The organism is Mediterraneibacter catenae (genome assembly GCF_008691045.1).
GTDB lineage: Bacteria > Bacillota > Clostridia > Lachnospirales > Lachnospiraceae > Mediterraneibacter > Mediterraneibacter ornithocaccae.
On the sequence record NZ_VMSO01000008.1, the window covers coordinates 80661 to 94212 of the forward strand.

A 13552-nucleotide genomic window follows, 5' to 3' on the forward strand; every position below is an offset into this window, starting at 1 on the left:
TTTTTCACCTCATCAGTCTGATATTTTCCTCCGGTTTTACGATCAAAGCTTTCTGGGATACTTCTATTCCCATAAAATTTTTATAAGCCTCTGCCGACACAGTAATCTCTTTTCCGGTCTCACGTACTTCTACGGTAACCTCTGTCATATATATCAGTTTATCGTCTGTCCGTTCTCTGAAGAACTCTTCAAGATCATACTCTGTACCTGCTCTTCGCTCTGCCTGTGCTCCGAGAACTGCCGTCTCACTCGCAGCCCCATTTAATATTGCCTTATCATGAAAATAGAAGACCGTATGCATGATAAGAACAAATAACCCGAGAAACAAGGGGATAATATAAGACATCTCAATAACCGCACTCCCTTTGAGACTCTTTCTCTTAATACATGCCAACAAACATCCCTCCTATATATGCCGCTGTAAGGAAAGGAACAAAAGGAAATGTCGATTTTCTGTGAAACTTTTTTCTTATCAGCATAAAAACGGAAAATAATGCCGCCATGGAAAATGCCGTTATCAGAAGAGACAGTATATTCCATAATCCAAGAAATCCGCCCATTATCAAAATAAGAATACTGTCTCCATAACCAAAAGATTCTTCAGTTACTCTGCTGATAATAATAAATACAATTCCAACCGCCGCTCCTGCTGCCGGGAGGAATATAGAAATGTTTCTGCTGCAGAATAATCCTGCTGCCACAAATATTAATCCTGAAAGCAGTAATGCCAGACTGATCTGTTTCCATTTTATGTCCATAATTGCAAGTACTGTCATATACCCTGCAAACAGCACCTGGCACAGAATCCAGCTGTAGTCTGTAAACAAAGCCTTCAATTCATCTATCCCGAACATCTGGAACATGCTCTGATTCCTCCTGTCTCTGATTTTTCAACCGCATGGATCGTACGTTTCAGTCCGCTGCAGCTCAATGAATTATGATATTTATTTCCACTTTCTGTAATATATACTCCTGTCATAGCTGATCCTATCACACACTTATCACAGGCGTGATACTTTCCTCCATCTTTGTTTCTTATGCCTCCCACATTTTCATACGGAATATATCGGATAGAGAGTCTCAGATATGAGCAGTTATAATCTTCATGGTAGACAGAACCATTTTCGGTCACATATACGATTGTTGAATCTTCCCCATCCATTCCACTACTCTGATATCCGTTCCATGAGCTTATTTTGAATGACTCTTCAAGCTCTGCAGACGGACTCCCCATGACCGGCAGAGGAATCAGGATTTTATATTCTACCTTTACATTCATTTCCCCTGTTGTTGGGGAGACGTATGACTTCCAGCAGGAGATTCCCGAACTGCCGCCTTGTATGATACTCCGCCCGATCCGCTCTTCTCCAATGAGGGCTACAATATCTGATTTTAATTTTATTGTATTTAGCACCGGTATGATTGCGGTGTCCTCAGCAGCACTTTTTGCCGCATTTTGAGCTGCATTAGTAATACTTATCCTGATACTCTGGATCTCGATCAGCCAGATCAGACATAATGCGGCAAATAAAAATAACGGAATTCCAAAGGATGCCTCTATCGTGACACTGCCTCGCTGTCTTTTAATATTTCTGATTATTATCCCCGGTACAGATGCCCTTTCCGGTTTCAACAGATTTATATCTTTATTCGGTTGTATTATCATCGCCGCCGATTTTTTCCTTTCATATTTATAATAATTTTAAAGTTTCGAGAGATCCGCATGAGGGAATGCGGTAAGGATGAAAGGGCATCTGTACCGGGGATAATCAAAAGCCGTCATTCATATCCGAAATAAACGGGGAATTCGTATGTTATGCCTCCTAATATCTCTGACGTACTGTCCGCCTCCAGTTTTGTTACACATTGATCTGCTTTAAAGTAATCCATTCCATACTCTGTCTTTATATTTTCCTCAATGCGGTCCAGGAGCCGCATATTCACATCATCAGGATTTTCGAGAAAAAGGAATATTCTGAGATAGTCTTTATACTCAACTCCTCCGGGTACATCTTCTCCACCGATCTGTTCATTTGAACTTCCCAGTGTCAAAAGAGATGAAAGAGGAAGCTGCCACGTATCAGAACTTTTTACAAGTGCCGCCTTTTTTCCGGAAAGCAGTGTACGGATATCCACAATACTTTCGCCTGCCGCCCAGGCGAGAAGAACAAGCTGCTTTAACGCCCCGGCAGCTTCGGGAATCAAAAGGACTGTCGTCACTGCTGCGGCAAAAGCAGCAGCTTCTGACTGTTTCTCTGAATCCCCAATAAGATATACATAATTAAGAGCCATACGCACCAGAAGTAACTTCATAAGGAATGATTCCAGATTTTCTTTATCAGAAGCTTTCCCTTCAATTACATATTCCGTCTCATATGAAAGCGATCGATCACTGTTTTCAGAAGTGATTCCCACACCTTCGGATGATTGCGCCGCCGGATCGGACACCGCATTGGATAAATTGTTCAGTATGTATTCGTTAAACAGCAGCTTTTCTTCCAGACCGTCCGTTCCCTGCCGCACAGGAAAGGTTCCTCTTCCAGTATTCAGACTTCTGTTCGACGCCTGGGCGCCAAGATCAATTTCCTTTCCTGACAGCTCCATATCCTTTGGCATTACGACAGAAAGTATGCCTGATTTTTCTATCTGTTCAATACACGTAAAGGGATTTCCCTGTTCCGTATTTTCTCCGTCTGTTTCCGAAATATCACTGCCGCCGTTCTCTTCTGTTTTTTCCGGAATCTGTGCATTCTCCATCAGACTATCCGCTTCTTCAAGGATTCCCTTCTCCTTTTCTTCCATTTCTTTCCCCAGGACGGCCTGTTCTTTCCACTCGGTTGTCAGACCTGTAAAGTCACGGATAATAGAGATTCCATATTTCTCTTCCATGTATTGCAGTACCTGCTCTCGAAACGGCTGTCCCTGCCGGTCTGTGAGATACTGGATTCCCGTGACATCATATTTCATGTCTCCGGTGCCGTAATACTGCATCCTTTCAGTCAGTTTTTCCTCACTGAATTCTCCTGTTCCGTAACTTCCTTCTATTGCAAAAATATGGTAATCACTGAGCAGCTTTTCATGGTATTCTCCGAATACAGAAAATACGGCCCTGTCTGCAGAAAGACGACTCAGATTTTTAGATGTCTGTATAAAAGAAATTTCAAGAATTCCCAAAACAAAAGACACAAGGAGAACAAAAACCATACTCAAGAATGCCGTGATCTCCGCTTTTCTCATGCAAGCTTCCTTTCCCGGTTATCCCCGTCAGATCCCCGAGCTCTCCGAAATGATCTTGTCAAATATAGTATTGATCAGATCGATCAGTTGATTTTTAAATATTAATAGCAGTGCGATTATGATCACGAGAATCAGTACAAGCTCTATCACGGTAATGCCTGATACATACCGGTGACGCATATATATTTCCTTCCACCTGTTTTTTACTGATTTTGTCTTCTGTTTTATTTTTTTAATATAAACTGCCATCTGTATCCTCCTTTAATTTTAAAACCGAATGGACATAAAAGCCGGTACGATCACTATTGCAAAGACAATGATCAGCATGAGAAACATAGGGATCATCAGTTTTGTTCCGGCCTCTTCACCCAGTTTTTTTGCCAAATTTTTTCTTTCCTCGAAGGCTTCTTCTGCCTCACGTCCCAGAAGTTCCGTAAGGCCGCCAGAACCTTTTCTTAAATTTTGTGAGAGCATGGTTCCAAATTTTCTGTAAGATGATATACGGCATCTTACTCCGTAATTTTCATAGCACTCCCCTTCCGGTATTCCTCCGCTTATCTGATGCATGACAGAAACCATCTCTTCATAAGCCTTTCTCCTGCTGTAATCTGTACGCTTTTTTTCGTAATCCTGCGCAATAAGAAACCATGCCCTCCGTATTGTCATCCCTGCCCGTATATATAAATTAAACTTGTTAATGATCTTCGGATAATCCAGTTTCATCTGTCTCACCGATTTCTTCTCATCTTCCTTTTTTCTCTGGCTGTCAGATACAACAAGTACAGCCGCCGTTCCTATACCGAGAATGAGGATAGCTGCTGCTCTCGTCTCGATCGCGTACTCCCACTGTATCTTTTCCCCGTATACTTCACTTGGAAGTACCATGTAACCTTCTGTTTTTGTCTCCTCATCTGCCGCCAAAAGACTTTGCTCAAGAGCTTTCATCACTTTTTCATCCGTACTCAATATAGGTGGAAAAACTTTTACATAAAATTCGTGGGAAGTTTTTTCTTCGTTGTATGACATAACGGCAGTCAGTTTTACGATCGATCCTTCTTCTGTTACACTATCCTCTTTTATCTTTCCCTGACTGTCCAGCACGTCAGATCTGTCCATCTGCCATGAGACTGAGATTCCCGTATCCGGAATTTCCGTGATCAGAACAAGATCATGCCGCACCTCATCAAGCTTCTCATTTTCTCCCAAGATAAGAGTTTCTATTTTCTCTTCTGCCTCTTTAAAAGCTTCCCGTATTTCTTCCTCATTGTATTCTCTGCCGGACACTGATATCTTCACAGCCTCTTCTCTATCCCCGATGCGGACTTTCATCTCGCGGGTCTGATCTTCTCCGTTTTCTTTTCTCTCAAGAATCTTTTCACCATTACCGTTTGTCACGATCTCCCCGCTGTTGTCCCACATATATACACATACAAAGCAGCACAATGAGACTGCGGACATAACTCCTGCTGTCAGATAAATTGGATTTTTCCTTATCTTTCTCTTGATACTTTTCCATTTCATATAATCCGTATTTCCCCCTTATGCGGCCTTACACTTCGATCCGGATGATCCTTCTGCCTATGCTGTACGCTCCGAGATACACACACAGACAGATTGTCATAATGACCATTCCGGCTAAATTTCCATACAGGACACTCAGAAAGTCTCCGAAAGTCAATTTCATGTAGAGAATGATCGCGAACGGCACAGCACACATGATCTCAAATTCAAGCTTTGTGGAAGCGATCATAGTCTGGATCTCCTTTTCCGTGTCTATCTTCTCACTGATAATTTTGACAGCATTTCTAATAATTGTTATGCTGTCTCCTCCGTTTTTCTTTGCTGCGGCAAACACAGTAACAAAATCCTCCACATCTTCCTGACCGGTGCGTTCTGCAAATTCTTCAAGGACATTGACCGCCGGCATCTTCATATCAAGCTGATAAGCCATCCTGCCATATTCTTTCCTGATCCTGGAATCCTTCTCATACATCGGAGCCAGTTCTTTGCCTACTTCTCTGATTGCGTTCTCCACTGAATATCCTGCTTTGAGCACAGCTGACATTGCCTGGATACTGTCACGAAACTGTATCCTGAACTGATACTCTTTCTTCCTTACCATGTCTGTCAGCCAGTCCCGCATATAAAGAAACCAGACCGGAATTAATACAGGCGCCATCACAAATGTTTCGTAAAATACATATAAGATCAAAATGTAAATTACTGTTGCCTTAATAAATCCGCAGATATATTCAGATGTTCTTATATCCCGCAGCCATAAGTTTTTCTGTATTTTTGATGTCGCTGACCTTCACAAGGCCGCCTTCAATCTTTTCATTCTTCATTCCCTCCTCCCTGAATTCATATAGTGTCCCGGTTATGATCCTGCCGTCACTGTACCCGAGGACTTCTTCAATCTGCAGGACTCTCCTGCTCTTATCACGGAGCCTTCCCAGATGGATGATAATATCCAGGGCAGAAGCTATCTGTCTCTGAATTGCCTGAAGCGGCAGATCTATCCCCATCATCATCATAGTTTCCAGTCTGTGCAGCATATCAATGGGATTATTGGCATGTCCGGTTGACATGGAACCACTGTGACCGTTCAGCATTGCGGATGAAATCATATCCACAGTCTCTTCCCCTCTTACCTCGCCTACAATAATTCTGTCGGGTCTCATTCTGAGGGCAGAACGAATAAGATCTCGGATTGTTACGGCCCCCTCCCCTTCCGGGTTGGCTCCTCTTGCTTCCAGGCGAACAAGATTTTCCACGCCGTGTATCTGCAGTTCTGCATTATCTTCGATCGTTATGATTCTTTCTTCTTTGGGTATATAATCAGACATTGCATTTAGAAATGTCGTCTTTCCGGCTCCTGTTCCTCCGCTGACAAAAATATTGTACTTTGCTTCCACCAGCCTCTCTACAAACTCTGCCGCCTCTCTTGTAAGACTCCCCCACCGTATAAGCTGCTCCATCGTGACCGCCTCTGACGGGAACTTTCTGATCGTCATGATAGGACCATTGACAGCGACCGGCTTTAACACTACGTTGACACGGGATCCGTCTTTAAGTCTTGCATCCACAACGGGAGATGATTCATTTACATACCGGTTTGTCTCACCCACTATCTGCTGAATGACATCGCACAGCCTCTCCTCTGAGATAAAATGCCTGTCCGTGCGATACAGCCTTCCGCCCTTCTCATAAAAAATATTCTCCGTGCCATTTACCATGATTTCTGTTATAGATTCATCTTCGATCAGATCCTGAAGAATATCCAGTCTGCGAAAGGCATTAAACAATTCTCTGCTGATACGTATCTTTTCATTTAACGGCAGAAATTCCTCTTCTGCAGCCTCCTCTAAAACAGTAAGGATGATCTCCTGGAGTTCTTCTTCTCCTGTTTCTCTTGTCATATCCAGCCGAAGCATCACTTTTTCATACAACAGTTCCGACTTTATCATCTCATATACTCATCCCTTTCCTCTTCGCGGGCTCTCATCTGCATCTGTTTTTTTACTGTCCGGCTCAATACATCGCCATATCCTGTCGCGATCAGATTCTGCTCATACTGCTCCATCTTGGCCATTGCCGCACTCTCCCTGATATAAGGGGTATAAACTCTCACGCAGCTTCTCAGTATTTCATACAGACCGTCAATACAGTCGCCAAGATCCAGGATCAATACTTCATATATGCATTTTTCGAGAATATCCTCAAAAAGACGCAGCCACTCATTTCCCCTGATTGTTCTTAGATCTGACTCATTTTCCATCGGCAGTATGTAATCCATTCCTCCTGCCTGACCGGTCATTGAACTGATCTTTAGTCCATAATCTGTCCTTTCCTGCTTCATGCAGTAAATCAGATCCCCCAGATTCTGTGTCGTCTTCTCCGGGAAATAATGATTTCCGCCCGAATATCCCTCGAGATTAAGATAAAGTACCGGCATTTTCTCAGCAATTTTCTGTCCCATGCGCATGGCGAACCGTGTCTTTCCTATTCTGTGTACAGGGGAATATATCCCTATTATTCCTCTGACCTGTGTCTCGTCACGCATTATATTTCTCTGAGGCCGGCCGCGCGCTCTTATCTGTTCCGGTTCAGCTCTTATCCTTTCTCTGCCTTTCTTCTGCGGATATGATTTTCCTTCCGGTCTCTTCCGGACAGGAATCTCCGCAGTCACATTTATTTGTGCAGACTCCCTGATACCGTTTTTTATCTCACTTAATATCTTCCCGGCCGGCTGGTAACGAAAAATAGGTATATCTCCCGTATCTCTGTGCTTTTTTCTATTCTCCGTAAAAATAAATTTCTTCCGTATGCCGGGAACATATCTTATCTTCTCCCTGTATTCCTCACAGGTCAGCAGGACGTCTGTCTCTGTCTGTTCTATAAATTCCATCATCTTTTCAGAATCATGAAAAAGATAAAACTGATATGCTCCCGGAAGTTGTTCCGACAGGATACCGAAAAGATGTTCTATATATTCTTCCTGAACATCACAGACCACAAAATTGCCCGACATATTTATTCTTTTTTCATCTGACATAATCTGAATTTTGCCGCGAATTCCTGCAGCACGAATAAAGACAATGACAGCCGGTTCCATCCGAACCGACAAACTGACACCTCACGCTTTCCCTCAAAAGCCGGTGTGACAACAGGTGACTTCCTGTTGTGTAAGACGCATTATAAACGGCGGAAATTATTTTGTCCAGTCCAAAAATAAAATCCGCCGCTTTTTGTAAAAAACTCACAAAATCTGATAGCACATAATCCCGTAAAGGAGTCCGACGCCCGGAATTCCAAGGGTTCCGGATGTCAAAAAGGAGACAGCATTCAATCCCACATTAATTGAAGAATCCGGTGGAATTATATATTGATTTATAAAAAAAATAAGTGCCATTCCCACAGCCGCACGTATGAAAAAATTGATCACGGCCGATAAGATTTTCTTTTCCAAGTCCCCCTTCACCCTTTCCTGTCATTTGCGGATTACTTCATTTATGTTCTGCCCCGCTCGGTGGTATCTGATATAATTTATTCCGTTCAAATGACTTTTATTCATTTTTCTGAATCCAGCTCCGGGCTGTTTCTTCCGCTCTCGCCCGGGAATAATTCCACTCGCGGAGGGATGTATCATCATTCTTTCCTCTGACCATCCTGAAATAGCTGTCCAGATGCTGGATCATCCATATGTTTTCAGTTTCTGTACAATCTATTTTTGCAATCTCCGGCGCCGCATCATCTGAAAGCCCATACATGAGATAATACAGATCTTCTTCTCCCATTTCCGTAGTATTCTCTATGTTATAATTTGCAATCAGTGCATCCGGGCGGCCAAGTGATAACAGTATATATCCGACCGACACTACCGCTGTCATATACCGGAACAGTCCGAAATTTCTCCTGTAGATACTGTATATGACGCCAATAAAGATAACCGTCAGGACTGCCAGAAACCAGAGCACCAGTACTCGCAGAAATGTCAGGTTATATTCATTCACATAGAGAATCATCCGATAAGCTGCAGATATGATCATAATGCATGTGCATATCGAAAGTACAGTAAGAAGTATCTTCAGACTCCTGTTCTCCTCAAATATATTCGCACAGATAAGAACTGTAACAAAATTAATAATGCTGACAAATAAAAGCTGCCAGAATCCCTCATGTGCATACTGTGAATAAGTCACGCCGTCCGGAAGACCGGTATCCAGTCTGAGGAACAGAACTACAATCTGTATTCCCGAATACAGCACATAGACTGCCGCCATGATACCTGTAAATGTAATCCCCGTAACCGGATTCTTTTTTCCCGGTTTTTTTGTATCTGTTCCGCCAAGGTTCATGCGGAAGAGTCCTGCAAAGAAAGCATAGAGTGACACCATTCCAAATAAAAATGTTAAAACAACTCCTGCTATATTCCAGATATCAATCTCTTCAAGCAGGCGGAAGGGATTTACTATACTGAAAAAGCTGTTGAAAATCTGTGAAAAAACCCGATCAGACGTCATCAGTAATGGCAGTACTACAGCAAGCATCAGAATTGCCGCCAGAATTCCTATCAAAACAGCTCTGACATTTTTACTTTTTATCCACATATGCTGTGATTTATCCACACTGTTATTCTCTTCCTGTATCTCTGTTTTCTCTGCACTTTTTGTTTCATCGGCAACAGCTCTTTCTGTTTTCCCGTCTTTATTTTTCTCTCTGCCGTGAAATATATCCCCCACAGATATAACCCATGTTCCAAAAAGGATAAAAAACTTTTTCACATATTCTGTAAATCCCCACTGCTGATCCTGATAGAGCTGATGGACCATCGCCATCATATATAACAGAAGGATTCCCACACCGTTAAAGAAATGGAAGAAACCGTTATCCGTCAGTACTGTGGATATTCCCAGCAGAATAATCCCGATAAAATAACGTATTGTACCTTTCTGCAGAGTAATATCGGTTTTCTTTAAGAATAATATGGAAAATCCGAGTGCTGCTGCAATAACTATCGGAAATGTGATCCCCGACAGATTTCTGTACATACAAAATACGAATATCCCACCATAGATAAGACTCATATACAGAAACCATTTATGATTTTCCTTCATTCTCCTTTTAAAAATACTATCCATCTTCTTCCTCCTCCACATATTCCAGGATATCCCCCGGCTGGCAGTCAAGCGCCCTGCATATCGCATCCAGAGTTGTAAACCTTATCGCTTTTGCCTTATTATTCTTCAATATGGACAGATTTGCCATTGTAATATCTATTTTGTTCGCCAGTTCTGTCACACTCATCTTCCGCTTTGCCATTATGACATCAAGATTCACTACGATAGCCATCTTATCCCCTCCCTATATTGTCAGATCATTTTCTTCTTTATATCGGATTGCTTCAGAAAATACAAAACTCAGAACATAACTGAATAATCCGGCGATGAAGAATGTAAGAATTATGATAAATGTAGCCGGTGTAGGAAGTATGAATAATTTTGCGAGAAAGAACACAACTATCACAAATGCAGCTTTCCCCATTATTTTGAGACTTTTTGTATTGTTATCCACAAAACAATTTTTATCTATAACTGTCCCCATCATCTTTTTGAGCTGAAACACTATGATCAGTCCGCACACTCCGGATATCAGGAAAATAATAAGCATAGAAATATAATGTTCTTTAAAATCTGCAGAATAATATTTTCCTGCCATTTTTAATGTATACGGAAGCGATACAACAACCAGAATTCCCGTATAAAACATGACATTTAATAAATATTTTGTGAATATGATAATCCTGTTCTCATACATAATACCATCTCCTTTTCTATTACTGATAACTATGCTTTATGACCGTATTATATGTTTAGTATTATTATTTGTCAATATATTTTTATTGTTTTTCAATAAATAATGATTGTTTTTCAATACTATTAATTTAACCGATATAAAACCAAACAACATATAGATAATATAAAAGAACTGCCATATGCTGTACCGGGATCACATCATCTTATCCCAACAACATATGGCAGTCTTTATATTTCATTTATAACAGAATATCTTTATTTCCCGGATTCTTCCTCATCCGTCTCATCTTTTATCTCTACCTGTTCTCCGTCTATCTCAGCAGAAGCTTTTCTTACTTTAGCCACGCTGGCCACGATATCATTTTCAGGCAGATTGATAAGTTTCACTCCGGAAGTGATTCTTCCGTATACGGAAATATCCTCGCACTTCATGCGGATAACTATTCCCTCTGTATTGATGATCATGATCTCGCTGTCATCGTCTACAGCTTTCATACCAACGACATTTCCGGTCTTCTCAGTGATCTTATAGCACTTCACGCCTTTACCGCCACGGTTCTGCCGTGTGAACTCATCCATGCTTGTGCGCTTGCCCATACCCTTTTCTGACACGATCAGAAGGTCTTTGCCCTGGCTGCTCATCTGCATGCCGATAACAACATCATTATCACTTAAATTCATACCGCGCACACCCATGGAAACTCTTCCCGTTGAGCGCACATCTGTCTCATGGAAACGGATACACTGTCCATATTTCGTAACAAGCAGGATATCCTGATCATTGTCTGTCACTTTTACTTCTATTAACAGATCATCTTCTCTTAGAACAATTGCTGCAAGACCGGTCTTTCTGACATTCATGTATTCTTTGATCGGAGTCTTCTTTACAAGTCCTTTCTGTGTCGCCATAAAAAGATACTTGCCATCTTCGTATTCTTTGATTGGTATTGTCGCCGTAATTTTCTCCTCAGGCATAAGCTGCAGCAGATTGATGACTGCCGTTCCTCTTGCAGTCCTGCCCGCTTCAGGTATCTCATATGCCTTAAGGCGGTACACGCGTCCTTTATTTGTAAAGAACATGATATAGTGATGGCTTGTTGTGACAAAGAGTTCTCTTATAAAGTCATCCTCAAGAGTCTGCATCCCTTTGATACCTTTTCCGCCGCGGTTCTGGCTCTTGAAGGTATCCATGCTCATTCTCTTGATATACCCCATATTTGTGACTGTGATCACAACATTTTCTCTCGGAATAAGATCTTCCATAGAGATGTCAAACTCATCATATCCAATATGGGTTCTTCTTTCATCGCCGTATTTCTCGGAAATCACAAGGATTTCCTTTTTGATGACGCCGAGGAGCAGCTTACGGTCCGCAAGGATTGCCCTGTACTCTTCAATCTTTTTCATCAGTTCCGCATACTCTGTCTCAAGTTTCTCCCGTTCCAGACCTGTCAGAGCTCTCAGACGCATATCTACGATTGCCTGAGCCTGGGCATCCGAGAGTTCAAATCGCTCCATCAATTCAGCTTTCGCTATCTGAACGGTCTTTGAGCCGCGGATGATCCTGATCACTTCGTCAATATTATCAAGCGCAATCAGTAATCCCTGTAAAATATGAGCTCTTTCTTCTGCTTTGTTTAGATCATATTTTGTTCTGCGTGTCACAACATCTTCCTGATGCTGAAGATAATATTTCAGCATGTCCAGAAGATTCATGACCTTTGGCTCTCCATTTACGAGCGCCAGCATGATTACTCCGAATGTATCCTGAAGCTGTGTATGTTTATAAAGCTGGTTCAATATAACGTTCGGATTCACATCACGTCTCAGCTCAATACAGATTCTCATTCCTTCACGGCTGGACTGATCACTTAAATCAGTAATTCCGTCTATTTTTTTATCTCTTACAAGCTCTGCGATCTTCTCGATCAGTCTTGCCTTATTTACCATATACGGAAGTTCTGTGACAATGATCCTGTTCTTGCCGTTTGCCATCGGCTCTATATTTGTCACCGAGCGGACTCTGATCTTGCCGCGTCCTGTCCTGTATGCCTCTTCGATTCCTCTTGTTCCGAGTATTTCAGCTCCTGTCGGGAAGTCAGGTCCCTTTACGATCTTTAAAATATCTTCGATCGATGTCTCTCCGTTCTCGTCGATCTGATCATCTATGATCTTTACCACCGCACTGATCACTTCTTTTAAGTTATGAGGCGGGATATTCGTGGCCATACCGACTGCGATACCTGATGTTCCATTTACAAGAAGGTTCGGAAATCTTGCCGGAAGGACGTCCGGCTCTTTTTCCGTCTCGTCAAAGTTGGGAGAAAAATCAACAGTATCTTTATTGATATCTGCCGTCATCTCCATAGAAATCTTACTCAGACGCGCCTCAGTATAACGCATGGCAGCCGCGCCGTCGCCGTCCACGGAGCCGAAGTTTCCATGACCATCCACGAGAGGATATCTTGTGGACCATTCCTGAGCAAGATTTACCAGTGCTCCGTAGATAGAGCTGTCGCCATGCGGGTGATATTTACCCATTGTATCACCGACAATACGTGCACACTTACGATGCGGTTTGTCCGGACCATTGTTCAGTTCTATCATTGAGTAAAGGATCCTTCTCTGCACCGGCTTTAAACCGTCTCTTACATCTGGAAGAGCACGGGATGCGATAACACTCATCGCATAGTCGATGTATGAATTCTCCATCGTCTTTTTCAGGTCGACCTCGTGAACTTTATCAAAAATATTATCTTCCATATTTTGTCTCCTTTATGAGTTATTGGCTTCGTCCGCTTCCGGCCTCCAGTTCAAAAAACTGCGGATCGGCTTCGTCCGCTCCCGGCTTTCGCTTCAAAAAATTGCGGTTTGGCTTCGTCCGCTCCCGGTCTCCAGTTCAAAAAACTACGTTTTTTGAACTGGGTTGGCATTTCCAATGCCAACCCACATGCTCCCTCTGAGGCAGAAATCTGAGTAAACTCGATTTCTGCCTCACA

Annotated in this window: 14 protein-coding genes; all 14 read right to left on the reverse strand. The window is 42.3% G+C overall.

Annotated elements, in window-relative coordinates; all coding sequences use genetic code 11:
* Positions 1-4: 4 nt before the first annotated feature.
* The gene (locus FNY66_RS07915; protein WP_229409475.1) at positions 5-394 is read right to left on the reverse strand and encodes a TadE family protein; all 390 of its coding nucleotides are present in this window, start codon (positions 392-394) and stop codon (positions 5-7) included.
* On the reverse strand, positions 381-863 hold the full coding sequence (locus tag FNY66_RS07920; protein WP_229409476.1) for a prepilin peptidase: 483 nt from the start codon (positions 861-863) through the stop codon (positions 381-383). The genes FNY66_RS07915 and FNY66_RS07920 overlap by 14 nt, the downstream gene beginning before the upstream one ends.
* Positions 842-1666 carry a pilus assembly protein gene (locus tag FNY66_RS07925; RefSeq protein WP_150310780.1) on the reverse strand — a complete coding sequence of 275 codons (825 nt, stop codon included), beginning with the start codon at positions 1664-1666 and terminating at the stop codon, positions 842-844. The genes FNY66_RS07920 and FNY66_RS07925 overlap by 22 nt, the downstream gene beginning before the upstream one ends.
* A 113-nt stretch (positions 1667-1779) precedes the next feature.
* The gene (locus tag FNY66_RS07930; protein ID WP_150310781.1) at positions 1780-3237 is read right to left on the reverse strand and encodes a DUF5702 domain-containing protein; all 1458 of its coding nucleotides are present in this window, start codon (positions 3235-3237) and stop codon (positions 1780-1782) included.
* A gap of 27 nt (positions 3238-3264) precedes the next feature.
* Positions 3265-3486, reverse strand: a complete 222-nt coding sequence (locus FNY66_RS07935) for a Flp1 family type IVb pilin (protein WP_150310782.1) — start codon at positions 3484-3486, stop codon at positions 3265-3267.
* An 18-nt stretch (positions 3487-3504) separates the two neighbouring features.
* Positions 3505-4758: an immunoglobulin-like domain-containing protein gene (locus FNY66_RS07940; RefSeq protein ID WP_150310783.1), complete on the reverse strand. Its 1254-nt coding sequence runs from the start codon at positions 4756-4758 to the stop codon at positions 3505-3507.
* A 28-nt stretch (positions 4759-4786) separates the two neighbouring features.
* A complete protein-coding gene (locus FNY66_RS07945) occupies positions 4787-5416 on the reverse strand; it encodes a type II secretion system F family protein (protein ID WP_229409477.1) in 630 nt (209 codons plus the stop codon).
* Between the two features lie 73 nt (positions 5417-5489).
* Positions 5490-6704 (reverse strand): CpaF family protein, encoded by a 1215-nt coding sequence (locus tag FNY66_RS07950; RefSeq protein ID WP_150310784.1) that lies wholly within the window; start codon positions 6702-6704, stop codon positions 5490-5492.
* Positions 6701-7792 carry a P-loop NTPase family protein gene (locus tag FNY66_RS07955; protein WP_143449234.1) on the reverse strand — a complete coding sequence of 364 codons (1092 nt, stop codon included), beginning with the start codon at positions 7790-7792 and terminating at the stop codon, positions 6701-6703. The genes FNY66_RS07950 and FNY66_RS07955 overlap by 4 nt, the downstream gene beginning before the upstream one ends.
* Before the next feature lie 204 nt (positions 7793-7996).
* Positions 7997-8206: a pro-sigmaK processing inhibitor BofA family protein gene (locus FNY66_RS16140; protein WP_087149859.1), complete on the reverse strand. Its 210-nt coding sequence runs from the start codon at positions 8204-8206 to the stop codon at positions 7997-7999.
* Between the two features lie 97 nt (positions 8207-8303).
* On the reverse strand, positions 8304-9878 hold the full coding sequence (locus FNY66_RS07965; protein ID WP_190324809.1) for a DUF4153 domain-containing protein: 1575 nt from the start codon (positions 9876-9878) through the stop codon (positions 8304-8306).
* Positions 9871-10089 (reverse strand): helix-turn-helix domain-containing protein, encoded by a 219-nt coding sequence (locus FNY66_RS07970; protein WP_087149861.1) that lies wholly within the window; start codon positions 10087-10089, stop codon positions 9871-9873. The genes FNY66_RS07965 and FNY66_RS07970 overlap by 8 nt, the downstream gene beginning before the upstream one ends.
* Positions 10090-10101: 12 nt before the next feature.
* Positions 10102-10554, reverse strand: coding sequence for a DUF2975 domain-containing protein (locus FNY66_RS07975; protein WP_150310786.1), 453 nt, complete (start codon positions 10552-10554; stop codon positions 10102-10104).
* A gap of 254 nt (positions 10555-10808) precedes the next feature.
* Positions 10809-13316, reverse strand: a complete 2508-nt coding sequence (gene gyrA / locus FNY66_RS07980) for a DNA gyrase subunit A (RefSeq protein WP_087149863.1) — start codon at positions 13314-13316, stop codon at positions 10809-10811.
* Between the last annotated feature and the right edge of the window lie 236 nt (positions 13317-13552).